This window comes from Streptomyces sp. NPDC001068, assembly GCF_042897315.1.
GTDB lineage: Bacteria > Actinomycetota > Actinomycetes > Streptomycetales > Streptomycetaceae > Streptomyces.
Window position 1 is genome coordinate 113,750 of sequence record NZ_JBIAYD010000005.1, and the last position, 24,065, is coordinate 137,814.

A 24,065-nucleotide genomic window follows, 5' to 3' on the forward strand; every position below is an offset into this window, starting at 1 on the left:
CGTGGCGGCCGTCGGCGGAGGTCCCGCGCAGCGGATGGAGACGGGTTTGAGCATGGCCGGAAAGACCGAGACGCACGTGGCGGACAGCCACGACCTGATCCGTGTGCACGGCGCGCGCGAGAACAATCTCAAGGACGTCAGCATCGAGATCCCGAAGCGCCGCCTGACGGTCTTCACCGGAGTCTCCGGCTCGGGCAAGAGCTCGCTGGTGTTCGACACCATCGCCGCCGAGTCCCAGCGTCTGATCAACGAGACCTACCCCGCCTTCGTGCAGGGTTTCATGCCCAACCTGGCCCGCCCCGAGGTCGACGTCCTCGACGGACTGACCACCGCGATCATCGTCGACCAGCAGCGGATGGGCGGCGACCCGCGTTCCACCGTCGGCACCGCCACCGACGCCAACGCCCTGCTGCGGATCCTCTTCAGCAGGCTCGGCAAGCCGCACATCGGCTCGCCCAAGGCGTTCTCCTTCAACATCGCCTCCATCAGCGGGGCGGGTGCCGTCACGATCGAACGCGCCGGCGGGCAGGTCAAGGAACGCCGCAGCTTCAGCATCACCGGCGGCATGTGCCCGCGCTGCGAGGGCCGCGGCTCCGTCACCGACCTCGACCTCGGCCGGCTGTACGACGACACCAAGTCCCTCAACGACGGCGCGATCACCGTGCCCGGCTACAAGGGCGGCGGCTGGAACTCCCGCCTCTACGCGGAGTCCGGCTTCTTCGACCCGGACAAGCCGATCCGCAGGTTCACCAAGAAGGAACTGCAGGACTTCCTGTACCGCGAGCCGACCCGGATGAAGATCGCGGGCATCAACATGACCTACGAGGGTCTGGTCCCGCGCATCCAGAAGTCGATGCTCTCCAAGGACAAGGAGTCGATGCAGCCGCACATCCGCGAGTTCGTGGAACGCGCGGTCACCTTCGCCACCTGCCCCGACTGCGAGGGCACCCGCCTGAACGAGGGCGCCCGGTCCTCCAAGGTCGCGGGGATCAGCATCGCCGACGCCTGCGCGATGCAGATCAGCGACCTGGCCGCGTGGGTCGGGGGCCTGGACGAGCCGTCGGTCGCCCCGCTCCTCGGGACGCTCCGCGACACCCTGGAGTCGTTCGTGGAGATCGGCCTCGGCTACCTTTCGCTGGACCGGCCCGCGGGCACGCTGTCCGGCGGCGAGGCCCAGCGCACCAGGATGATCCGCCACCTCGGCTCCTCGCTCACCGACGCCACCTACGTCTTCGACGAGCCCACCACCGGCCTGCACCCGCACGACATCCAGCGCATGAACGGCCTTCTGCTGCGACTGCGTGACAAGGGCAACACCGTCCTGGTCGTCGAGCACAAGCCGGAGGTCATCGCGATCGCCGACCACGTCGTCGACCTCGGCCCGGGTGCCGGCGCCGAGGGCGGCGCCATCTGTTTCGAGGGCACCGTCGAGGGCCTGCGCAAGGCCGGGACCGTCACCGGGCGGCACATCGACGACCGGGCCACCCTCAAGGAGAGCGTCCGCAAGCCCACCGGGGTGCTGGAGATCCGTGGCGCGAGCACCCACAACCTCCAGGGTGTCGACGTCGACGTCCCGCTCGGGGTGCTGACCGTCGTCACCGGCGTGGCGGGCTCCGGGAAGAGCTCCCTGGTGCACGGCTCCATCCCGGCGGGCGCCGGGGTGGTCTCCGTCGACCAGGGCGCCATCCGCGGCTCCCGGCGCAGCAACCCGGCGACCTACACCGGTCTCCTGGAACCGATCCGCAAGGCCTTCGCCAAGGAGAACGGCGTCAAGCCGGCCGTGTTCAGCCCCAACTCCGAGGGCGCCTGCCCCACCTGCAACGGCGCCGGTGTCATCTACACCGACCTGGCGATGATGGCCGGCGTCGCCACGACCTGCGAGGACTGCGAGGGGAAGCGGTTCGACAGGTCGGTGCTGGAGTACGCCCTGCACGGCCGTGACATCAGCGAGGTGCTCGGCCTGTCGGTGAACGAGGCCGTCACCTACTTCGGGGCGGACGAGGCGAACGTCCCGGCGGCCCAGCGGATCGCCCGGCGGCTCCAGGACGTCGGTCTCGGCTACCTCACCGTCGGGCAGCCGCTGACCACCCTGTCCGGCGGCGAACGCCAGCGCCTCAAGCTGGCCACGCACATGGCCGACAAGGGCGGCGTCTACGTCCTCGACGAGCCGACCGCGGGCCTGCACCTCGCGGACGTGGAGCAGCTCCTCGGTCTGCTCGACCGGCTGGTCGACGCCGGCAAGTCGGTCATCGTGGTCGAGCACCACCAGGCGGTGATGGCGCACGCCGACTGGATCATCGACCTCGGGCCCGGCGCCGGCCACGACGGCGGCCGGATCGTCTTCGAGGGCACTCCGGCCGACCTGGTCGCCGGCCGCGGGACCCTCACCGCCGAGCACCTCGCGGAGTACGTGGGCGCCTGACGCCCGGGCCGCCGCGGGGCGCGGGAACCGGTCCGCCGACGGTTCCCGCGCCCTGGCGGCCGGATATGTTTGAACTATCAAACATGGCTGGTTACAGTGCGCCCATGACCACCACGCCGCGTTGGCTCACCCCCGAGGAACGGCGGGCGTGGCTCGCCTACGTCCAGTTCTCCACGCATCTGTCCGACCACCTCAACCGCCAGCTGCGGCGCGACGCGGGCATGACCCACGCCGACTACTCCCTGCTCGCGCACCTGTCGTCGGTCGAGGAGCACAGTCTGACCATGTCCGACCTCGCCGAGCGTCTGAAGATCACCCGGAGCCGGCTCACGCACGCCGTGACCCGCCTCCAGGAGGCCGGCTACGTCGACCGGCGCGACGACCCGGGCAATCGCCGCAACCAGTTCGCCGTGCTGACCGAGGACGGCACACGCCTGCTGGAGCGCGCGGCCCCCGGCCATGTGGAGGCGGTCCGCCGCGCCGTCTTCGACGCCCTGACGCCCGAGCAGGTGACGCAGTTCGCCGCCATCGGCGAGGCGGTCAACGCCGCGCTCCAGCGCGTGGACGCCGACGGCGCCGAACAGGACGCCCTGCCCTGGCGTCGGCGCTAGGGCAGGGCGTCCTGTCCGGGGCCAGGGCTGGGCTCGGGTCAGTCCTGGCCCGGGGACTCCGGGGCGAGCAGGATCGCGGTGTTGGTGTGGTGGGCGACCGCGTCGCTGACCCGCGGGTCGAACAGTGCCTGCGCGGCGCTGCGGTGGTGGGGGCTGAGGACGATGAGGTCGGCGCCGAACTCCTCGGCGGTCTCCGAGATGGCGGCGGCGACCTGGGTGGTGAGGCCGCGCAGGAGGGTGCCCTCGGCCTTGACGCCCTCGCCGCGCAGGGCGGTGAGCGCCTCGTCGAGGACGGCCTGGGCCTCGGTGTCCTCCTCCAGCGGGACGATCGCCGTGACGGAGGCGGCGGAGGCGATGACGTGGACGACGCGGACCTCGGCCCCGGCGAGCTTCGCCACCTCACCGGCCAGCCGTACGGCGGAGCGGCGGGCGGGGCTGGGGTCGACGGCGACGAGGATGCGCTGGAAGACGGACACGGTACTTACCCTTCCGGGGCGCGGAAGGTCCACTCGGTGGTCTGGGACGCCGGGTGCCGGCGTGACGGCTCGGCGCGTCCGGCGCCGAACGAGTTCTTCCGCCCCCACGGTTTGATCATCTCACCACCGTTCGGCGAGGACGACAGCGGTCCGTGCAACAGCCACTGAACTTCGGAAGCCGGCCGGCGGCGGCGCCCGCGGTCGCCGCCGCCACGTGCCGTCGAGGTCAGGGCCCGCTCAGGTCGATGGCGCGGTCCAGGGCCTCGGGGTGCAGGATGCGGTGGATGCCCTCCAGGAGGTAGTAGTCGGCGTAGGGGAGGGAGACCTCGATGCCGTCCTCGGCGGGCCGGTTGCGGGTGCAGCGGGCGACCACCGCGTCCGCCCGGGTCGACGCCCTGGTCAGGCAGGTCTGTGCCAGCGCCGTGAGCATCCGCAGGGCGACGGCGCGGTACTTCTCCTGGCCGGTCGCGGCGGCCAGGTCGAGGAGTCCGCAGGCCATGACGGCCCCGGCGGACGCGTCCTTGACGTCGTTCGGGTGCTGGGGCGCCCGGTAGTCCCACACGGGCACGTGGTCGGGGGTGAGCACGCCGATGGCGTACTCGGCCAGACGCGTGGCGGTGGTGAGGAACCTGCGGTCGGCGGTCCGGCGGTACATCGTGGTGAATCCGTAGATCCCCCAGGCCTGGCCGCGGGACCAGCAGGAGGTGGGGCTGTACCCCTGGACGGTGCCGGGGCCGATGGCGGCGCCGGTGGCCGGGTCGAGATCGAAGACGTGCGGGGTGGAACCGTCGGCCCGCGGGAAGAGGCGCTGGGCGGTCTCGGCGTGGGCGACGGCGATGTCGCGGTAGGCCGGGTCGCCGGTCTGCCGCGAGGCGAAGACGAGCAGGTCGAGGTTCATCATCGTGTCGATGATGACGCGACCGGCGTTTGCCGTGTCGTTCAGCGCGCCCCAGGCGCGCAGGAACCGGCCGCGCGGGTTGTAGCGCCGGCTGAGCGAGTCGGCCGCCTGCACGGCGCCGGTCCGCCACTCGTCGTCCCCGGTCAGACGCCAGGCGGTCACCCACGAAGGGGTGAACAGGAAGCCGAGGTCGTGGGTGGTGGTGTCGGTGCGCCGGGGGGCCAGCTTGCGGGCGGAGTCGAGGGCGAGGGTGCGGAACCGCTCGTCGCCGGTGTGCAGCCAGCACATCCACAGGGTGCCGGGCCAGAACCCGCCCACCCAGTCCCCGTTCTGGGAGTAGGTCCACTTCTCGAATCTGGTCGAGACGGGGAAGCCGGTGACTCCGGGTGCGACGGCGCCGACCTTCTCGACCGCGTAGTCGGCGGCGGCTCTGAGGATCCGTGTGGTGGCGGCCGGCACGTTCCCGGCCGCGGCGTGAGCCGGCACAGGTGCGCCGGCATAGGCGACCGCGGCACCGCCGGCCGTGGTCAGCACTGCTCGCCGGGAGATGGACATGACTGCCTGCCTCTCCAACTCGACTGTGATGCGTGGGAGTTGAAGGAGTGTGGCACGCAGGTTCAGACCAAGTACACCCATGTGCATGATGTTCAGATACGTGAACTTCGACGGGGTCGGCGGACACCGACGGGAGAGCCGCGATCACGTCGCGCCGTACGGGAGCGATCGCCGCGCCGTACGGCAGCGGTCTTCGGGCAGGACGGGCGAGGCTGTGCCCTGTGCTAATGTCGCATCTTTGCGTGGTCGTCGCGGTGGTCGGTCCTGCCGGGCCTTCCTCGGTACGTTCCCCCTGCGGAAGGCTCTTCATGAAGCATCCCGACGACTCCGGCACCCATCACGGCGATTCCGGCCGGCCCGGGGCCACGACGCCGCCCCCCGCCCCCTCCTTCGCCGCCCTGCACCTGCCTGCGGCGGTGCTTCGGACACTGGGCGAACTCGGGGTGCGCGAACCCTTTCCCATCCAGGCCGCGACCCTGCCCGACGCCCTGGAGGGACGCGACGTCCTGGGACGCGGGCGTACCGGCTCGGGCAAGACGCTCGCCTTCGGGCTGCCGCTGCTGACCCGCACCGCCGGCCGGCGCGCCGAACCCAAGCAGCCCCTCGCCCTGGTCCTCGTGCCCACCCGAGAGCTGGCCCAGCAGGTCACCGAGGCACTGACGCCCTACGCCGAGGCACTGGGGCTGCGCATGGCCACGGTCGTCGGCGGCGTGTCGATCGGCCGCCAGGTCGCCGCGCTGCGCCAGGGAGCCGAGGTGGTCGTCGCCACCCCCGGACGCCTGCACGACCTGGTCGAGCGCGGCGCCTGCCGCCTGGGACGGGTGAGGATCACCGTGCTGGACGAGGCCGACCAGATGTGCGACCTCGGATTCCTGCCGCAGGTCGTCGACGTCCTCGACCAGGTGCGCCCCGACGGTCAGCGGATGCTGTTCTCGGCCACTCTGGACGGCGACGTCGATCAGCTGGTCGGCCGCTATCTCGACGACCCCGTCGTCCACTCGGCCGACTCGCCGACGGGCACGGTCTCGACGATGGAGCACCACGTCCTGGTCGTCCACGGCCCCGACCGCTACGCCGTCACCACGGAGATCGCCGCCCGCGACGGCCGCGTCCTGCTCTTCCTCGACACGAAACACGGCGTCGACCAGCTCACCCGGCACCTGCGGGCCAACGGGGTGCAAGCGGGAGCACTGCACAGCGGCAAGTCCCAGCCGCAGCGCACCCGCACCCTGGCGCAGTTCAGGAGCGGCCTGCTCACCGTGCTGGTGGCGACCAACGTGGCGGCCCGCGGCCTGCACGTCGACGACCTCGATCTCGTCGTCAACGTCGACCCGCCCACCGACCCCAAGGACTACGTCCACCGGGCCGGCCGCACCGCCCGCGCCGGCGAGTCGGGGAGCGTCATCACGCTCGTGCTGTCGGGCCAGCGCCGTGAGACGAGCCTGATGATGGCCGGGGCCGGCATCGAGCCGACCGTCACCAAGGTGCGCTCGGGCGAGGCCGAACTGAGCCGGATCACCGGGGCCAGGACTCCCTCCGGGATCGCGCTCGACGGCACGGCCGCCGTTCCCCGGCCCAAGAACGGCAACGCTCCCTTCCGCGGGCTCGGCACCAGCAAGGACGCCTCCCGCGGCACCGGCGGCAAGTCCCGGAAGGCCGGGGAGGCCCGCAAGCTCGCCGAGGCCCGCAAGGCCGCCCTCGTGCGGCGCAACGGCCGGTAGCCGCTGCCCCGCACCGCGCTCCGCATGACAAGCTGTGCCTGCCCGTCCCCGAACCCAGGAGGTCACCGTGACCGCAGAGCCCGCATCCACGGAAGGTTCGGAGCCGGCCGCCCCGGCCGCGGAACCCGCGGAGGGTTCGGAGCCGGCCGCCCCGGAGGCGTCCTCCGTGACGCCGGACGGCGACGGCAACTACGACCTCAAGCGCAAGTTCCGCGAAGCCCTGGCGCGCAAGCGCGGCGCACAGGCGGAAGCCGCTGACAACGCCGCGAACGCCGGCGCGTCGAAGGTCCGTGCGGCGCACGGACCGGCCGCGAGCCAGCGGTCGTTCAGGCGCAAGAGCGGCGGCTGAGCCGATCGGCCCCACACCGGTCCGTGCGCACGGGCAGGCGATGCCGCGTGCGCACGGCCCGGTGGTGGCAGGCCCGCTCGGGCCCTGCCGAGCCCGGGCAGGTACCGCTCCCGACGGCGGGGTCAGGGACTCCGCGGGACGGCGGGCCGCGCCTGGCGCGTGGCACCCGGGTAGTCGGGCGGCGCGGCCCAGCCGAGGAGGATCCCGGCGACGGTCGCGAGCGGACGGGAGCGGATCCGCACGGCGAGGTTCTCGAGCAGCCGGAACGCCGTGTAGTACGCGCCGGTGAGGACCGTGGTGACCACGCTCGCCACCGAAGCCGAGTCGAAGTCCACGCCGATGCGGACCAGCAGGGTGAGCAGGAGCCCGGCGACGACCGGTACGAACGTGCGCATGAAGCTGGCGAAGAGGTTCACGGGACAGCTCCCGGTTCAGGACGTGGGGTCGAGGTGGATGACGACCTTGCCCACGGCCGTCTCGATCGCCGTGGTGATGGACGCGACGAGCGCGGCGGGGTCGATGTTCTTGTCGAACGTCGCGAGGGCGGCGGCGAGTTGCGCGATGACCGCGCTCTGGGCCGCCTCGGTCGCCTGGACCAGCCGGATCCGGGCGTTGGTGTCCTTGATGTAGGACTGCAGGGCCCAGTAGGGGTTGGTCCGCACGTCCGGGGCGTCGGCGGGAGCCTTGATCACCCCGTCCATGGTGAGGACCGCCTTCGCCGCGGCGGACGCGACGTGCGTGACGTCCGCCGTCTCCAGCACACCGCCGCCGGCGACGAGCTTCTCGACGACCGCGGCGGCGACCTTGTTGATGTCGTCCGTGGTGAGCGCCATGTCTTCGGTTTCCTCTCCGGCGGCCCAGGCGCGCAGCGCCGACTCGCTCAGATAGCAGATGGATCGGTCCAGGGGAGTCGAGGTGAACTGCCAGAACAGCGGAGTCCTGCCGGAGGGGACCGGCTTGGGACGCGCCTCCGCCTGTGCGTAGGCCGCCGCGCCCGACCAGGGATAGGCGGGGTACCAGAGCGGGACGGCGGCGGGCGCGTGGCCGGCCGCCAGGTCACTGCCGGACGTGTAGATCCCGACCCGCTGGTGGGGGAACGCGGCCTGCACCCTGGCGATCCAGGCCGTCGCGTAGGCACGGATCCCGGCCGCCGTGACCCCCGCGTAGTTGGCGCCGTCGGACCTGCGTTCCAGGTCCAGCCAGTGCACGAAACCCGGGCCGGCGTACGGTTTCACGGCGGCGACGTAGTTGGCCGCCTCCGCGCCGGCGTCCTGGTTGGGCCAGCCGAAGTGGTAGGCGCCGGGGACGAGCCCGGCGCCGGTGATCCCCGTGATGTGCAGGGTGAAGTGCGCGTCCCGGGTGTGCTCGCCCTCGGTGGCCTTGGCGAAGGCGAAGACGACGCCCTCCGCCTCGCGGGCCTTCCAGTCCTGGGCTCCCTGGAAGACCGAGAGATCCACTCCCCGGCATGTGGCCACGTCGGCCGCCCCCTCTGCTTCTCGTCGGACCCCTGTCCTGCCGGACAGGAACTGCCCCGGTGCGGGCACGGCGACGATGGCAGGCCTCCCGTGACCGGCGCGTCACAGCCGCGTCACCTCCTGCGGACGCCGCCCCCGACCGGGCACGGCACCATGCCGGCCAGGCGGGCCGAGGGCTCGATGCCGAGTTCCTCGCGAAGCAGCCGCCGGAACGCCTCGTAGTGCCGGATCGCCTCCACGACGTTGTGCTCGGCCAGGTGCACGGCCAGCACCGCGCAGTGCGCGCTCTCCCGCAGCGGCTCGATCGCCACGCACCTGAGGGCCGCCTCCAGCGCGAGCGCGTAGCAGCCGCGCACGGTGAGCCGGACGCTCAGTGACTCAAGTGCGTGCAGGCGCAGTTGGCGCAGCCGCTCGCGCTCCGGACGGATCCACTCCTCGTCCCAGCCGGGGAGCAGTTCCCCGCTCTCCAGGAGCACGAGCGGGGCCGGCGCGTCGACACAGGCCCGCGAGGACCCGGTCAACCTGAGCGCCGCCCGGGTGAAGTCGTCCACGTCCACGGACACGCCGTCCGTCAGGCACAGGCTGTCGCCGTCGACGCGCACCGCGGGCTGCCCCATCCGGCGCAGCCGCCACAGCACCGTACGCAGACTGCCGAGGGCGTGCTCCTCGGCGACATCGGGCCACAGCGTCCCGGCCACGACCGAGCGGGGCGCGTGCCCGTGCAGGCCGAGGTAGGCCAGCAGCCGCTGGGCGCTCGCCGGCACGGCCACCGGCCCGTCCGGTCCCTCCAGGCGGAAGGCGTCGAACAGGCGCAGCGCGGCCGGCTCCCGCGTCCGGGCCGCCGTACGGTCTCTTCGCGGCTCCGCCGTCAACTCGTCCGAGATCATCACCAGTCGCCGTTCCCCCGTGTCGCGGCCGCCGCCCGGGCGGCCGGTGCCGTGTTCCATGCCGTCCGCAGGCACCCGAGACGGTCAGCGTGGAGAGCCCGCGGCCGTCTGTCATGCCGCTTTCCGCTGAGCGGACCACGCGGCCGCGACCCGGGCCGGCCGGTCCGGTCACCGGAACGGCCCGTGACAGCGGGGACCGCGCGGAGCAGCCTGATGGGCCAACAGGGCGCCGGGCGGGCGCCGGTACGCATCGGGGGATGTACTCGTATGGGCCGTACGGATCGTGTGGAAGACAGAGCGAACAGCGGTACGACAGTGGCGCAGGTGATCCGGGTGGCCGTGATCTCACCGGTGCGCATCCATCTCCAGGGCCTGGCACACCTGCTGGAACTGGAGGAAGGGGTCCGGCTGGTGGGGACGGCGCCCGCGGTGGGGGCCGCTCAGCCGCTCCTGGCGGGGGCCGTGGCCGACGTGGTGCTCCTCGACATGACCGGGGACATGGCCGGTGAGCCGGGCCTCGACGCGCTGTACCGGCTGGCGGAGCGCACCGACGTCCCGTGCGTGGTGCTCGGCGTCTCCGACCGGCCCGACGCCGTGGTGGCGTGCGCGGAGGCGGGCATCGCCGGATACGTCACCCACGGGAGCTCCTTCACCGACCTGGTGGACACCCTGCGGTCGGCGACCCGCGGCGAGTTCAGCTGCCAGGCCGGGGTCGTCGCGGGACTCGTGGGACGGCTGGCCGCGCTGGCCAGGGTGCACCGGGGAGAGCGGGCCCCCAAACTGACCACCCGGGAGCTGCAGATCGTGGCGCTGATCGAGTCCGGACACGCCAACAAGGAGATCGCCCGGCTGCTGCACATCCAGTTGACCACCGTGAAGAACCACGTGCACAACGTCCTGGAGAAGCTCGGCGTGGACAGCAGGGGTGAAGTGGCGGCGGCCGTCCGCAGGTTCCGGCTGCCACTGCCCGCGCCGGTCCCCGGATCCGGATCCCGCACCGCTCCCTACGCGGATCGCGCGGATTCGTTCGCCTTCGAGAGGGTCTCGGCGCAGTCGCCCTGACACCCCTTTCGCACGAAGGGCCGGTACCGGATCCGGATCCCGGGCCAGACCCTTTCCGGGCCCCGGGGATTCATGCCGCACACCGGGTGCTCCACAAGACTCGTGGGCACCGCGAGCCGCGCACATCGGCGTGGCGCATCGCCGTACCGCCACCGGACGGGGCGCTCGCCACGGCGCACGCGGAGCGGGAGGACCCACCGAGGGGCGGCTGTTCGCCGGCGGCCCCGGGAGGAGAAGCACATGACCGTACGCATCAGGAGTCTGCTGGCATCGGGCCCGGTCCTGGTCCCGCTGAACAGCGGACGCACCGTCCGGCTGTCGCCCGGCCGGTGGTCGGCCGAACTGCGCGACACCGAGGTGGCGGACAACGCGAAGGTCGACACCCTGCGCAGGCGCGGCGACATCGAGGTCGAGGAGGCCGGCGACCGGCCCGAGACCCCCGCCGCCCAGGAGGCGGGCGCGGGCGCGGCGAAGGACCGGCGCCCCAGGAAACCCGCCGACCCCGCCGGATGACGGCGGCCACCCCAGGCTTCGACTCACCAAGGAGACGACCATGCCGACCCCGAGCTATCCGGGTGTCTATGTCCAGGAGGTGGCAGGCGGCGTCAGGCCGCTGGACACCGCCAGCACGTCGACGGCCGCGTTCGTCGGCCTCAGTGAGATGGGTCCGGACACCGGCGCCGGCCTGGTCACCAACTGGACGGACTTCCAGCGCGTCCACGGCTCGTTCATCGCGGACAGCTACCTCGCCCACGCCGTGTTCCAGTACTTCGCCAACGGCGGACGCCAGTGCTACGTCGTGCGCGTCACCCGCTCGGACGCCGCCGTCGCCAGTGTCACGGTGAACAACCGCGCGGCCGTCGCCGCGGAGGGGATGACCTTCTCGGCGAAGAACAAGGGCGACTGGGGCAACAGCCTGCTGCTCCAGATCGAGGACGCCACCCTGGACCCCGGCAACCTCTTCAGACTGACGGTCCGCCGGCAGACCGAGGCCGCCGTACTGCCGGACAGCCCGCAGGACCTGCCCGCGCTCGAGATCTTCGACAACCTCAGCATGGACCCGGCGTCTCCCGCCTACGTCGTCGACGTCGTCGGACAGACGTCGGGGCTGATCGACGCCGAGGTGCTGTCCACCAACAACGGCACCCAGCGCGGCGTCCACCGCGGCGGCCCGGGCCCGACCCTGCCGCTCGGCACCGACCTCGCCTTCCGGATCTCCCTGGACGGCGACGGCTACCAGCCGGTCACCCTGCCCACGGCGACGGGCACGGTCACCACGCTCACCGATGTGGCCGCCGCCGTCCAGACCGCGGTCCGCGCGCTGGTCAAGAGGAAGGCCTCGACCGACACGGCGGCCTTCTCCGGGTTCTCCTGCACCGCGGAGACCGTGGGGTCCCAGTCCCGGCTGGTGCTCCAGTCGGGCACCACCGCGGTCACCTCCTCCGTACGCGTACAGCCGGCGACGGCGCACGACGCCACCGCACTGCTCAGGCTCGGCGACGCCGCCGGCGGCCGCTCCGAGGACGGCATCGCGCCCCGCCGCCCCGCCGCCGTCCAGCTGCTCCAGGTCGGCGACGCCGGGATCGCGGCACCCGTCACGAGGACCACCCGCGGCTCGGACGGCGTCGCGGACCTGACCGAGTCCTCGTTCGCGGCCGCCTTCCCGCGCCTCGACCACGTCACCGACTTCAGCCTGCTGGCCGTGCCGGGGGAGAGCTCGCCCGCCATGGCCGATCTGGGCATGGCCTACTGCGCCGGCCGACCGCTCCAGGACGTCTTCTACATCGCCGAGACCGGCCGCACCGACGACACCGTCGCCGACGCGACCGCCTTCCGCTCCAGGCTCACCACCTCCAACTCCTACGGCGCCCTGTACTTCCCGTGGGTCAAGTCACCCGACCCCACAGGCCGTTCGGCGGACCCGGTACTGCTGCCGCCGGCCGGCTGCGTGGCCGGTCTCTACGCCCGCATCGACGCCGCCCGCGGCGTGTGGAAGGCACCGGCCGGCACCGAGGCCGGGCTCAACGGGGTCGTCGGCCTCGGCGCGGAACTGAGCGACGTCGACCACGGCAACCTCAACCCGCGGGGCATCGACGTCATCCGCCGCTTCCCCGGCGTCGGCGTGGTGGCCTTCGGCGCCCGTACCGTCACCGCCGACCCGCAGTGGCGGTACGTGCCGGTACGCCGCACCGCGATCATGCTCCGGGTCAGCATCTACAACGGCCTCCAGTGGGCCGTGTTCGAACCGAACGACGAGCCCCTGTGGGCGCAACTACGGCTGTCCATCGGCTCCTTCATGACCACCCTGTTCCGCCAGGGGGCGTTCCAGGGCGCCACCCCCGCTCAGGCCTTCTTCGTCAAGTGCGACGCCGAGACGACCACGCAGGCCGACATCGACGCCGGGGTGGTCAACGTCCTCGTGGGCTTCGCACCGCTGAAGCCCGCCGAGTTCGTCGTCGTGAAGATCAGCCAGCAGGCCGGCCTGGCGTCCGGGTGACCGCGGACGAACAACATAAGGAGCAGGGCCGATGCCCAAGTTCACTGTCAACAGCAACCGGTTCGACCCGTACCTGGGGTTCCGGTTCAAGATCAAGATAGACGGCCAGTACGTGGCGGGCCTCAACAAGTGCAGCCCCCTGAAACGGACCACCGAGGTCACCTCCTGGTACGAGGGCGGCGACGCCAGCGGACCGCACCAGATACCCGGCAAGACCCAGCACGCCCAGATCACCCTGGAGGCCGGCGTCACCCACGACACCACCTTCGAGGACTGGGCGAACAAGGTGAACAACTTCCAGGGGGACGCGGCGATCTCCCTGGCCACCTTCCGCAAGGACATCGCGATCGAGGTCTACAACCTCGGCGGCCAGAAGGTGCTGGCGTACAACGTCTACCGCTGCTGGGTCTCCGAGTACCAGGCGCTGCCCGAACTCGACGCGGGCGGCAACGCCGTGATGATCAGCTCCATCCGGCTGGAGAACGAGGGCTGGGCCCGGGACACCTCGGTGACCGAGCTCAAGGAGAGCTGAGGGGTTCCCCATGGGCGTGCTTCCCGGCGGCTACTGGGACCGGGCCGGACGGCTGCACCGCGAGTTCGAACTGGCCACCCTGACCGGCCGCGAGGAGGAACTGCTCGCCGGCGCCCACGCCGCGCACCCGGCGGCGCTGGTGACCGAGGTGCTCAGCCGCTGCCTGGCCCGCCTCGGCGACATCAGTCCCGTACCGCCGGAGGTGACCCGGCAGTTGCTGGTGGCCGACCGGCAGTACCTGCTGCTGCGCCTGCGCAGGGCCACCTTCGGCGACCGGGTGGCGGCCGACCTGGTCTGCCCCTGGCCGGACTGCGGGCGGCGGGTGTCGATCGGCTTCTCGATCGACGGCGTGCCGGTGGAGGAGGCGCGGGAGCGGGCGCCGGCCCACACCATCACGGCGTCGGACGGCACCGAGATCGCCTTCCGGCTGCCCACGGGCGCCGACCAGGAGGAGCTCTCGGACCACCTGGCGGTCAACGAGGCCGAGACGCTGACCGGGCTGCTCGCCAGGTGTGTCCTGCGGATCGGCGGGCAGGACGGCCCGCCCGGCCGCGAGGCGGTGGCCGCGCTCCCCGTGGCCGTCCGGGCCGAGGTCGAGCAGGCCATGCGGGAGCGGGCGCCCTCGGTCGAGCAGACGCTGGAGGCCGAGTGCCCCGAGTGCGGCCGTACCTTCCTGGCCCCCTTCGACGTCCACCGCTTCTTCTTCGGCGAACTGCGCACCGACGCCGGCGCGCTGTACCGCGAAGTCCACTACCTGGCCTACCACTACCACTGGAGCGAGACCGAGATCATGGCCATGACCCGCGACAGACGGCACACGTACATCGACGTGCTCGCCGACGCGATCGAGGTGCTCAACGGTGGCACCTGACGACTACGCGTACGCGGTACTGGCCGACGGCGCCCGCCCCTTCCGGCACCGCGCCGGCGTCCGCGTCCTGCTCGGACTGCCCGAGGACACGGGCGTACGGGTGAGCTTCGCACCGCCGGAGCAGCGGCGCTCCTTCCGCTACGTCCACGAGCACGCGGCCGATCCGACGGCCCCCTCGGGCTGGGACGACCTGCTGGGCCGGCCCGGCGCCGAGTACGACGCCCCCGCGCAGACCATGGGCGGGGACCCGGTCGGGCCGGCCGGGTCCGCTGACCCGCTCCGTGCTCCGAGGCGGGCGAGGGCGGCGACCGCGGCGCCCTCGGAGGCCACGACGACCGCCGCGCCCCTGGAGGTCACGGCGGCCACGGCGCCCCCGGAGGCCATGAGGACCGCGGCGGCCGCCGCCTCCACGGCGCCCGAGGACGCGGTGGCGACAACCGCGCGCTCCCGTGCGCCGGTTGGACCGGTCGTCACCGACCTCGTCATCCCCGGGGGCAGTCGGCCTCCGGCCGCCTCCGGCTCCCGGAACCAGCCGGGACCGGTTCGACAGCACCCCGCGTCGGCGGCCGCCGCGCGAACCGAGGAGAGCCGCCCGCCGACACCGGCGGCTCCACTCCTCGGACCACACCGCCCGCCGTCGCCCGCACCCCGGCATCACCTCCACGCACCGCAGGGCCCGGCCACCGCATCGGCCCCCGAGGTGCCTGAGGCGACGGAAGCGCGCGCACCCTCCGAACAGCCCGAAGCCCTCGCACCGGCACCGGACCCGCGCCCCCGCACTCCGCGGGCCGCACCCAGGCCCGGCGCCCGCCGGACGGCGGCCCAGCCCCCGACGCACGGCCCGCGTGACGAACCGCCGGTGCCCGGCCGGGCGGTGCGCGCCCCCTCCCGCGCGCTGCCCGACCGCCGGCCGGTCGCGACCACCGCCCCGGCCCAGGCGGCGCCCCGACGCAACGGCGACGAGGACGCGTCCGGGCCCTGGCCCGAGTCACCCCGGCACCGAACCGAGCCGCCGTACCGCAGGACCGGCACCCCGTCCGCCGCGCCCCCTCGGCCGCAACCCGCCGACCCCGCCCCCGCCGTCCCCGCGCCCCCGCCTGCCGCGGCGACCGCCGCCGCCCCCGCCCCGCCGCAGGTCCTGGTGGTCCGCGCCCCGGCAGCGCCGGCCGACGAGGCGGCCTTCTGGCAGCGCCGGCACCTCGGCCGGCTGCTGAACGGAGTCGTGCGATGAACGGAGTCGTGCGATGAGCGCCTCCACCGCGCTCGGCATGGTCAGCGCGTCCCTGCGCAACCTGCTGATCGGCGAGATGCGGCTGAGCCCCGCCCCCGACGTCACGATCCTCGCGCCGGACGAGCAGAGCGGCACCCGCCGGATCAACCTCTTCCTCTACAAGGTCGCCGAGAACCCCTACCTGAAGAACCAGGACTTCACCGTCCGCCCCGGCACCCCCAACCAACTCGTCCCGGCGCCCCTGTCGCTCACCATGTCCTACCTGCTGACCCCCTACGCGCCCAACGACCCGCAGGAGGGCAACGCCGCCGCACACCAACTCCTGGGCGAGGCCATGCGGGTGCTCTACGAGAACGCCGTCGTGCCCTCCGGCTACCTGGACCCGGGACTCACCGACGCCCGCGAACGGCTCCAGATCGCCGGCGACACCCTGGACCCCGAGGAACTGAGCCGGATCTGGACCACGTTCTCGCAGCCGTTCCGGCTCTCCGTCCTCTACCAGGTGTCCACCGTGCAGCTGGACCGGCTGCCCGCCGCCCGGCAGCCGCTGCCCGGCCGGGTGCGCCAGGTGGGCGTCCCCCAGGTCGGCGCCCCGCTCGACCTGCCCGAGGTCACCGCCATGACCCCGGCCGCGGGCCCGGCCGGCACCACGCTCGCCTTCACCGGTGTCCACCTCGCCCGGCGGGCCGCCACCGTGCAGGTCGGCGACCGCACCGTGTCCTCCGGTGCCGCCCTGCCCGGCGACACCTTCACCGCCGTGGTCCCGGACGACCTGCTGCCCGGCCTGTACGAGGTGCGGGTGGACGTCGCCCGGCTGTACCGGCGCACCTTCCTCTACGAGGTGACGCCGTGACCGCCTACCAGGACACCTTCGAACACCTCGCGGACGAACTCCGCCGGCTCGACCTGCTGATCGCCCTGCGGCTGAGGACGGCCGACCTGCAGAACGAGGCGTACCCGCGGGCCCAGCTGGACCGGACCGTCTACATCACCCGCGCGGAGGTCGACCTGCTGCTCACCGACGGCTTCGACGCCGGGAGCGGCGCGGGGGCCGCGGCCGACGCTCTCGCCCTGAAGCTGCTCTCCGCCGGGATCGACTCCAGAGTCCGGGACAGCGTCCGGGAGGGCGCCGAACCGCCCCTGGCCGCTCTCGGCAGGATCTTCGGTCTCTCGCCCGTGGAACTCGGTGCCGTCGTCGTCTGTCTGGCGCCCGAACTGCGCCGCAGGTACGACCGGTTGTACGCCTACCTCCAGGACGACATCACGCGCCGCAGGCCCAGCGTCGACCTGGTCCTCGACCTGCTGTGCGCGAGCGAGCGGGAGCGCTGGATCCGCGGCGGTACCTTCTCGGCCGGCGCCCCCCTGACGCGGTACGGCATCCTGCGCACCGTCGACGACCCGGGAAGTCCCTCGGGCTCGTCGGATCTCGCCCGGTTCCTGGTCCTCGATCCGCGGATCCGCGCGTTCCTGCTGGGCTCCGACGAGCCGGACGCCCGGCTGACCGGCCACGTCACCGTGTCCGGGCCGGACGAGCCGGACGAGGCGCCCGCTCACGCACCGGACGAGGCGCTCGCCGGCCGTCTGCTGCGGCTGGCCGCCCACCGCCGGGAGCCCGGCGTGCCGCCCCTGGTCTGCCATCTGCACGGGCCGGACGAAGAGGGCCGGGTCGACCTGGTCCGGCACGTCGGCGCCCGGCTGGAGCGTCCGCTGGTCAGCGCCGACACCGCGACCCTGACCGGACCGGACGGATCCGGGCTGCTGCGACTGGTCTTCCGCGAAGCCCTGTTGCGGGGCGCTGCCGTACATCTCGCCCACGCCGAGGCCCTGTTGTCCAAGGAGAACCGCACGCTGCTGCGGACGCTCACCGACGCGGTCGCCGACCACGGGCTGCCGGTCTTCCTCACCGGCGGATCCCGTTGGCCCGTGCGGGCGACACCGCTGCCCGTGCACTCGCTGGAGGTACCGCTGCCGGACCTGCCGCGCAGCACCGCGCTCTGGCGGGAGAGCCTCGCCGCGCACACCGGGCAGGCCGCCGACTGGGCGGCCGAACTGGCCGGCCGCCACCGGCTGCCCGCCGCGCGGATCGCCGCCGCCGTCCGCCTGGCCGACGACCGGCGGCGGATGGAGCCGGCCGCCCGCCCGCTGACCCTCGCCGACGTCTTCGCGGCCTGCCGGAGCCAGGCGCGGCACGCGCTCGGGCCCATGGCCGGCCGGACGGCCGCCCGCCGCGGCTGGGACGACCTGGTCCTGCCCGCCGACCGGATCACCCAGCTCCGGGACATCTGCGACCAGGTCCGCTTCCGCCGACTGGTGCTGCAGGACTGGGGGTTCGGCGCCCGCATGGGTCATGGGACCGGACTCAGCGCGCTGTTCAGCGGCCCGCCCGGAACCGGCAAGACCATGGCCGCGGAGGTGCTGGCGCACGAACTCGACGTCGACCTCCACCGGATCGACCTGTCCGGGGTGGTCAGCAAGTACATCGGCGAGACGGAGAAGAACCTCGCGCGGATCTTCGCCGAGGCGAGCACCGGCAACTCCATCCTCTTCTTCGACGAGGCCGACGCCCTGTTCGGCAAGCGCACCGAGGTGTCCGACGCGCACGACCGGTACGCCAACATCGAGACCAGCTACCTGCTCCAGCGGATCGAGGAGTACGAGGGCGTCGTCGTCCTCGCCACCAACCTGCGGCAGAACATCGACGACGCCTTCACCCGCCGGATCCGGTTCGTCGTGGAGTTCCCCTTCCCCGAGGCGGACGACCGCCACCGGATCTGGCGGACGCTGCTGCCGTCCACGGCCCCGCTGGCCGCGGACGTCGATCTCGCCCGGCTGGCGAGGGAGTTCGCGGTGACCGGCGCGAACATCAGGAACATCGTGCTCCAGGCCGCGTTCCTGGCCGCGGCCGAGGGGACCGGCATCGGGCGGCCGCACATCCTGCGGGCCACCCGCAGGGAGTTCGACAAGATCGGCAAGCTCTGGGCGGAGACGAGGGAGTCATGACCGACGGTTTTCCGAACAAGCCCCGGATCCTGCGGGGCGCCTTCGTGGAGTTCGGGCTGAGCGTGCCACCGCTGACCGTGGTGTTCCAGTTCAACCCCGTACAGCTGACCCGCAACCACGCGCTGACCTACGCGTTCCCCGGGGTACCCGCCGCGGCCCCGGCCGGTGCCGCGCCGGCCGCCGTGCCCCAGCGCACCCTGCGCCAGTGCCGCGGCGACTTCTCCGACCTGCTGGAGCTCCAGCGGCAGCAGCTGGTGAACGTCCAGGACCAGACCATCGCCTTCGACCTGCGCCTGGACGCCACCGACAGGCTCGACGACCGGGACGCGGTGGCCGAGCGGTTCGGCATCGCCCCGCAGATCTCCACCCTCGAACTGATGGTGTACCCGAAGGACGAGAGCCTGCTGGGCCGGGCCGCCGACGCGCTGCTGGGCAGATCCGAGGGGTTCAGCTTCAGCAGGAGCCCCAACCCGCCGCTGGTCCTCTTCGTCTTCGGCCGCAAGCGGGTGCTCCCGGTGAACATCACCGCGATGAACATCACCGAGACGGAGTTCAGCGCCGGCCTCGACCCGGTGCGGGCCACGGTGTCGGTGAACCTGACCGTCATCGAGGGGAACAGCGTGCCCTACCTGTACTCCAAGGCCATGGTCGAGGCGATGTCGGCGCTCAACGTCGCCAACGCCACCGCCGCCGCCAACGTCGTGGTCCCGGGGTGAGGCGGCGTGTTCGGCAGACTCTCCCGTTATCTCGCGGTGCCCGACATCGCGGTGGACGACGCGCGCGGCCGGGTGGTGGCGGCCAAGGACTTCCGGCCGCCGGCCCGGGCCACCGGCACCTTCACCCACACCGTCGACAGCGGCGACCGGCTGGACCAGCTGGCGTTCGCCTACTACCGCCGGCCCCTGTGGTACTGGCAGATCTGCGACGCCAACCCGGACTTCCTCTCCCCCCTGGACCTGCTGGACGGCGGACCGCTGGTGACCCACCGCTTCCCTCTCACCGCGGGCCCCGGAGACCCGCCCTGGGCCCTGCTGATCGACACCCTGAGCAGGACGGTGGGGGTGGACGACGTGACCGTGGTCGACGACGTGGCGCTCGTGCCGCAACCCGGCGGCGCGGTGCTGGAACAGGCCGAGCGGGCCGTGGTGGTGACGCATGTGCGGGCGGGCGTCGACGCGCCGGCGCTGTCCGAGGTGATCAGGTCCACCGGGTTCGCCGTCGGCGCCCCGGTGGAACAGGGACGGCTCGGCCGGCCCGTCGTCGTCCCGCCACCGGTGAGCTGAGGGGGCCGGCCGTGCAGAACGACCACCTGCTGATCGAGATCGACGGCGCCGAGGCCTCCGACCTCAAGTGCGACCTGATCGGCCTCGACATCGAACTCGACGACGAACTGGCCGGCCTGTTCCGGATGACCGTGGCGCTGCGCCCGAACGCGGACGGTTCGTGGACCCACCTGGACGACGGACGGTTCGCCCTGTGGCACGAGGTCGCCGTCACCGCCGGACTCGAGGACGACGCGCGGAAGCTGCTGACCGGCCACATCACCCACATCCGCCCCGAGTTCGGCCCGGGCATGGAGCAGTGCCGGCTGGAGGTGTGGGGGATGGACGCGAGCGTGCTCATGGACCGGACGGACGTGCTGAAGGCCTGGCCGAACATGAAGGACAGCGACATCGCCACCCTGGTCTTCCAGCAGGCGCGCCTGATCCCGCAGGTGGCCGACACCTCGGTGGTGCACCACGAGGAGACCTCGACCATCGTCCAGCGCGAGACCGACATCCGGTTCCTGCGCCGGCTCGCCCTGCGCAACGGCTACGAGTGCTTCGTGGACGGCGACACCGGCTACTTCCGGCCGCCCGAACTCGGGGAGCCCGTACAGGATCCGCTCAACGTGCACGCCGGCCCCCGGACGAACGTCGACCGGTTCAGCCTGGAGATCGAAGCGCTCACCCCGGCGGACGTGAACATGTCCCAACTGGACCACACCACCGGCGAGTTGCTGCAGGCCCGGTCCACGCCGGGCCGCGAGCGGGCCCTCGGCGTCCGGCGGCCCGCCGACCTCCTGCCCCCCGGTCTGACGCCCGGCCAGGTGACCGTCGCCCGCGCCGTCGCCACGGGCGCCCCCGAGATGGAGGCGATCTGCCAGTCCCTGCACGACCGCGGCGAGTGGTTCGTCACCGGCGAGGGCGAGGTCGCCGCCAACCGGTACGGCAGCGTGCTGCTGCCGCGCCGCACCGTCGTCGTCAACGGCGTCGGCAGGACCCACAGCGGCACCTACTTCGTCACCCATGTCACCCACCGCTTCCGCGAGGACAGCTACACCCAGCACTTCCGGGTCGGACGCAACGCCCTCGGCGGCCCGGCGGGTGTGTCATGACGGCGGAACTGGAGCGGGTGGTGGCCGACCTCGCCGACAAGGTCGAGCGCCGCTTCTACGGCAAGTACCGGGGCATCGTGCGCGACAACGAGGACCCCTCCCGGCTGGGCCGCCTCAAGGTCAGCGTGCCCAGCGTGCTCGGCCCCGACGTCGTCACCGGCTGGGCCGCCCCCTGCGCGCCCTACGGCGGCGCCGCCGGCCAGGGGTTCCTCTTCGTGCCCGAGGTTCTGGCCGGGGTGTGGGTGGAGTTCGAGGAGGGCGACCCGGAGTTCCCGATCTGGGCCGGCTCCTACTGGACCGCGCCGGACGCGGTCAGCGGACTGCCCAGGCCGCAGAACACCGACGGCACCGAGCAGTCCGACGTCCAGGACCCGCCCACCCGGAAGATCATCAAGACCCTCAAGGGACACACCCTCCAGTTCGAGGACAAGGACGGCGCGGAGTCGGTCGTCGTCCGGGAGGGCGGCAAGGGCCATCTGATCACCCTCACCGCGGACGGCGTCCGGATCACCGACGCCACCGGCAACCGGATCGAGCTCACGGACAGCGCGATGACCCTGCACGCCGCCGTGCCGTTCACCATCGACGCTCCCGGACAGCCCGTCCGGATCGTCTGCGACAGCATCGACTTCACGAAGGGCTGAGCCATGGGACACCTCCTCGTCGTCAAGGGCGACCCGGTACGGGGCACGGACCGGCACCACGTCCAGGGCCTGGGACCCAACCCCGCCCCGCCACCGCCCACCGCCCCCTACACCGGCACCGGCGACTACGCGTACCGCGGCTCGGTCACCGAGGCGCTCAGCACGTTCGTCACGATCGGCGGGTTACCGGTGGCCCTGGTCACCAGCCGCAGCGGCCTCGATCCCGGCGAGGACGCGCCGGGCGGCGGACACGCGGGCCCCGCGGGCGGCGACTTCGTGCCCGGCCCCGGCACGGTCGCCGTCACCCCCACCCCGGCCACCCTCCAGATCACCGACACGCCGCTGGGCACCGGCGTCCCCAACAGCGCGGCCGGCAGCGCCCTGCTCACCGTCGGCGGTGTCCGGGTGCTCCTCGACGGCGACGCCGTCGACACCTGCGACGGCCTCGGCACCCCCGCCGGCTCGACGGTCGCCGCCAACGGCCAGGACTTCGTGACGTGTTCCGGGTGAGGGAGGAAACACATGGCGACGGGATTCGGATTCCCGCTCGGTGTCGACGCCTCGGGAGCGATCCGGCCCGCCGGGGAGGACGCGGAGCTGCGCGGCAAGGTGATCCAGGTGCTGTTCACCGCACCGGGGGAGCGGGTGAACCAACCCGAGTTCGGCTGCGGCCTGTTCAACCTCGTCTTCGACCCCGCCGACCCGATCACGGCCGCCGCCGTGGAGTTCTCCGTCAGTGCGGCGCTCACCCGCTGGCTGGGGGACCTGCTCGTGGTCGGCGGAGTGGACGTCAGCTCCGACGAGGAGGCCCTGACCGTGGAAGTGGCCTACGTACGACGCAAGGACCTGGCTCCGCAGGCGCTCCGGGTCCACTTCAGGTAAGGGCGACACGATGGTGGAAATAGCGCAGGTGAACGGCCAGCCGGTCATCGACTACATGGCCCGCGACTACGAGAGCCTGCTCCAGGCCATGCGCGACCAGATCCCGCGCAAGCTCGCCCAGTGGACGGACTTCACCGACGAGGCCGACTTCGGGAACGTGCTGCTGCAACTCTTCGCGCACATCGGCGACATCCTCAGCTACTACCAGGACCGGGTGGCCAACGAGAGCTTCCTGAGCACCGCGCGGACCCGCCGCAGCGTCATCGACCACCTGCGGCTGATCGGCTACGAACTCGACACCGCGGCTCCCGCGGCGACCGAACTGACCGTGTCCGTACCCGGATCGGTCGCCTCGGTCGTCACGATCGCCAAGGGCGACGCGTTCGCCACCAGGAGCCGGAAGGACCGGCCGGGCGTCCGCTTCGAGTACACCGGCGAGGCGCCCCTGACCATCGACTTCGGCGCACTGACCGCCGACGCGGCGACCGGCCGCAAGACCTTCGGCGGCCTGCCCGTGCAGGAGGGACGGCTGATCGCCGACGAGGTGCTCGGCATCTCCGACGGCACGCCCGACCAGCGTTTCCCGCTGGCCCGCCCCCGGGCCGTGCTCGGCCGGCCGGCCGCGACCGGGACCGCCGACACGGACGTCCTGCTGCTGACGAGCCTCTCGGGGACCGTCGACCGGTGGACGCGCCGCGAGAGCCTCGCCTTCAGCCAGGCCGGGCAGAACGACTACGTCATCGAGGTCGACGAGAACGACCGCGCCACCGTGGTCTTCGGCGACGGCGCCTTCGGCTCGGTACCGCGCCAGGGCGCCCGGATCACGGCGACCTACCGGGTGGGCGGCGGATCGGCGGGCAACGTGGCCGCGGCAGCCGTGGACACGATCGCCGACGCTCCGCAACTCGCCCTGCTGGGCGCGCAGATCACCAACCCGCTGCCCGCCACCGGCGGCGCCGAACGCGAGGACATCGCGCACGCGGTCCGGCAGGCACCGGCCGTCTTCCGCTCGCTGCGCCGGGCCGTCACGGCACCCGACTTCGAGGCGCTCGCGCTCAGTTACAAGGGCGTCGGCAAGGTGCGCGCGGCCGCCACCGGCTGGAACGAGATCACCCTCTACGTCGCCCCCGAGGGCGGCGGCAAGGTCAGCGACGTCCTGGCGGCCGGCCTCACCGGCTACTTCGAGGACAAGCGGATGCTCAGCCAGATCGTCGAGATCGCCGACGTCGACTACGTTCCCGTCTTCGTCACGGCCGAGATCGCGGTGCAGAGCTTCCACGTCCCCGCCGACGTCGTCGCCGCGGTCCAGCGGGCCGCCGCCGACCTGCTCGCCTTCGACCGGGTCGACTTCCAGCAGAGCGTCTACCTCAGCCGCTTCTACGAGGACAGCCAGAGCGTGCCGGGCGTGGTCTTCGTCAACATCACCGAGTTCCGCCGCGGCGACCGCCCCCTCCCCGCCGTGGAACCGCACGGCACCATCACCCTCGGCCCCAACGAGGTACCGGTGGTGCCGACCGACGCCGACTACGCGAGCGGCCTCAAGGTCGTCCTGATCGAACAGGCGGGTGGCTGACC

General features: G+C 72.6%; 24 protein-coding genes. 19 read left to right on the forward strand and 5 right to left on the reverse strand.

The window, feature by feature from the left end; all coding sequences use genetic code 11:
- The first annotated feature begins 52 nt into the window (after positions 1 to 52).
- Positions 53 to 2,422, forward strand: coding sequence for an ATP-binding cassette domain-containing protein (locus ACFY3I_RS15630; RefSeq protein ID WP_390860988.1), 2,370 nt, complete (start codon positions 53 to 55; stop codon positions 2,420 to 2,422).
- Between the two features lie 104 nt (positions 2,423 to 2,526).
- Positions 2,527 to 3,033, forward strand: a complete 507-nt coding sequence (locus tag ACFY3I_RS15635) for a MarR family winged helix-turn-helix transcriptional regulator (protein WP_390860989.1) — start codon at positions 2,527 to 2,529, stop codon at positions 3,031 to 3,033.
- A 38-nt stretch (positions 3,034 to 3,071) separates the two neighbouring features.
- Here the strand turns inward: ACFY3I_RS15635 and ACFY3I_RS15640 are convergent, their stop codons facing one another.
- Positions 3,072 to 3,509 carry a universal stress protein gene (locus ACFY3I_RS15640; RefSeq protein ID WP_390860990.1) on the reverse strand — a complete coding sequence of 146 codons (438 nt, stop codon included), beginning with the start codon at positions 3,507 to 3,509 and terminating at the stop codon, positions 3,072 to 3,074.
- Between the two features lie 226 nt (positions 3,510 to 3,735).
- Entirely contained in the window at positions 3,736 to 4,962 is a 1,227-nt protein-coding gene (locus ACFY3I_RS15645) for a glycoside hydrolase family 88 protein (RefSeq protein WP_390860991.1), read from the reverse strand.
- 308 nt (positions 4,963 to 5,270) lie between these two features.
- Between ACFY3I_RS15645 and ACFY3I_RS15650 the strand changes: the two genes are divergently transcribed.
- Both ACFY3I_RS15650 and ACFY3I_RS15655 read left to right on the forward strand, forming a co-directional pair.
- A complete protein-coding gene (locus ACFY3I_RS15650) occupies positions 5,271 to 6,683 on the forward strand; it encodes a DEAD/DEAH box helicase (RefSeq protein WP_390860993.1) in 1,413 nt (470 codons plus the stop codon).
- A gap of 67 nt (positions 6,684 to 6,750) precedes the next feature.
- Positions 6,751 to 7,032 carry a DUF5302 domain-containing protein gene (locus ACFY3I_RS15655; protein ID WP_390860995.1) on the forward strand — a complete coding sequence of 94 codons (282 nt, stop codon included), beginning with the start codon at positions 6,751 to 6,753 and terminating at the stop codon, positions 7,030 to 7,032.
- Between the two features lie 122 nt (positions 7,033 to 7,154).
- Here ACFY3I_RS15655 and ACFY3I_RS15660 read toward each other — a convergent pair whose 3' ends face one another.
- The 3 genes from ACFY3I_RS15660 to ACFY3I_RS15670 form a co-directional block, all read right to left on the reverse strand.
- Complete coding sequence (locus ACFY3I_RS15660; RefSeq protein ID WP_390860996.1) at positions 7,155 to 7,448, reverse strand: hypothetical protein; 294 nt, start codon at positions 7,446 to 7,448, stop codon at positions 7,155 to 7,157.
- Between the two features lie 15 nt (positions 7,449 to 7,463).
- Positions 7,464 to 8,489, reverse strand: coding sequence for a glycoside hydrolase family 25 protein (locus tag ACFY3I_RS15665; protein ID WP_390860997.1), 1,026 nt, complete (start codon positions 8,487 to 8,489; stop codon positions 7,464 to 7,466).
- Between the two features lie 131 nt (positions 8,490 to 8,620).
- On the reverse strand, positions 8,621 to 9,454 hold the full coding sequence (locus ACFY3I_RS15670) for a BTAD domain-containing putative transcriptional regulator (RefSeq protein WP_390860998.1): 834 nt from the start codon (positions 9,452 to 9,454) through the stop codon (positions 8,621 to 8,623).
- Positions 9,455 to 9,679: 225 nt separating this feature from the next.
- On the opposite strand from ACFY3I_RS15670, the gene ACFY3I_RS15675 reads away from it, so the two are divergent.
- The 15 genes from ACFY3I_RS15675 to ACFY3I_RS15745 all read left to right on the forward strand — a co-directional run bounded on the left by ACFY3I_RS15675 (position 9,680) and on the right by ACFY3I_RS15745 (position 24,063).
- The gene (locus ACFY3I_RS15675) at positions 9,680 to 10,456 is read left to right on the forward strand and encodes a LuxR C-terminal-related transcriptional regulator (RefSeq protein WP_390860999.1); all 777 of its coding nucleotides are present in this window, start codon (positions 9,680 to 9,682) and stop codon (positions 10,454 to 10,456) included.
- Positions 10,457 to 10,696: 240 nt separating this feature from the next.
- Positions 10,697 to 10,969, forward strand: a complete 273-nt coding sequence (locus ACFY3I_RS15680; protein ID WP_390861000.1) for a hypothetical protein — start codon at positions 10,697 to 10,699, stop codon at positions 10,967 to 10,969.
- 40 nt (positions 10,970 to 11,009) lie between these two features.
- Entirely contained in the window at positions 11,010 to 12,953 is a 1,944-nt protein-coding gene (locus tag ACFY3I_RS15685; protein WP_390861001.1) for a phage tail sheath family protein, read from the forward strand.
- Between the two features lie 31 nt (positions 12,954 to 12,984).
- A complete protein-coding gene (locus ACFY3I_RS15690) occupies positions 12,985 to 13,485 on the forward strand; it encodes a phage tail protein (RefSeq protein ID WP_365291670.1) in 501 nt (166 codons plus the stop codon).
- Between the two features lie 10 nt (positions 13,486 to 13,495).
- Positions 13,496 to 14,356: a hypothetical protein gene (locus ACFY3I_RS15695; protein ID WP_390861002.1), complete on the forward strand. Its 861-nt coding sequence runs from the start codon at positions 13,496 to 13,498 to the stop codon at positions 14,354 to 14,356.
- Positions 14,346 to 15,587: a hypothetical protein gene (locus tag ACFY3I_RS15700; RefSeq protein WP_390861003.1), complete on the forward strand. Its 1,242-nt coding sequence runs from the start codon at positions 14,346 to 14,348 to the stop codon at positions 15,585 to 15,587. Before ACFY3I_RS15695 ends, ACFY3I_RS15700 begins: the two co-directional genes overlap by 11 nt.
- Before the next feature lie 13 nt (positions 15,588 to 15,600).
- On the forward strand, positions 15,601 to 16,440 hold the full coding sequence (locus ACFY3I_RS15705; RefSeq protein WP_390861004.1) for a DUF4255 domain-containing protein: 840 nt from the start codon (positions 15,601 to 15,603) through the stop codon (positions 16,438 to 16,440).
- On the forward strand, positions 16,437 to 18,587 hold the full coding sequence (locus ACFY3I_RS15710; RefSeq protein ID WP_390861005.1) for an ATP-binding protein: 2,151 nt from the start codon (positions 16,437 to 16,439) through the stop codon (positions 18,585 to 18,587). The genes ACFY3I_RS15705 and ACFY3I_RS15710 overlap by 4 nt, the downstream gene beginning before the upstream one ends.
- On the forward strand, positions 18,584 to 19,303 hold the full coding sequence (locus tag ACFY3I_RS15715) for a hypothetical protein (RefSeq protein ID WP_390861006.1): 720 nt from the start codon (positions 18,584 to 18,586) through the stop codon (positions 19,301 to 19,303). The genes ACFY3I_RS15710 and ACFY3I_RS15715 overlap by 4 nt, the downstream gene beginning before the upstream one ends.
- A 6-nt stretch (positions 19,304 to 19,309) precedes the next feature.
- Positions 19,310 to 19,870, forward strand: coding sequence for a hypothetical protein (locus ACFY3I_RS15720; protein WP_390861007.1), 561 nt, complete (start codon positions 19,310 to 19,312; stop codon positions 19,868 to 19,870).
- 11 nt (positions 19,871 to 19,881) lie between these two features.
- Positions 19,882 to 20,964 (forward strand): phage late control D family protein, encoded by a 1,083-nt coding sequence (locus ACFY3I_RS15725; RefSeq protein ID WP_390861008.1) that lies wholly within the window; start codon positions 19,882 to 19,884, stop codon positions 20,962 to 20,964.
- Positions 20,961 to 21,608 (forward strand): phage baseplate assembly protein V, encoded by a 648-nt coding sequence (locus ACFY3I_RS15730; RefSeq protein ID WP_390861009.1) that lies wholly within the window; start codon positions 20,961 to 20,963, stop codon positions 21,606 to 21,608. Before ACFY3I_RS15725 ends, ACFY3I_RS15730 begins: the two co-directional genes overlap by 4 nt.
- 3 nt (positions 21,609 to 21,611) lie before the next feature.
- On the forward strand, positions 21,612 to 22,118 hold the full coding sequence (locus ACFY3I_RS15735) for a hypothetical protein (protein WP_390861010.1): 507 nt from the start codon (positions 21,612 to 21,614) through the stop codon (positions 22,116 to 22,118).
- 12 nt (positions 22,119 to 22,130) lie between these two features.
- Positions 22,131 to 22,490 carry a GPW/gp25 family protein gene (locus ACFY3I_RS15740; RefSeq protein WP_365291654.1) on the forward strand — a complete coding sequence of 120 codons (360 nt, stop codon included), beginning with the start codon at positions 22,131 to 22,133 and terminating at the stop codon, positions 22,488 to 22,490.
- Between the two features lie 10 nt (positions 22,491 to 22,500).
- Positions 22,501 to 24,063 carry a baseplate J/gp47 family protein gene (locus ACFY3I_RS15745; protein WP_390861011.1) on the forward strand — a complete coding sequence of 521 codons (1,563 nt, stop codon included), beginning with the start codon at positions 22,501 to 22,503 and terminating at the stop codon, positions 24,061 to 24,063.
- The last annotated feature ends 2 nt before the right edge of the window (positions 24,064 to 24,065 follow it).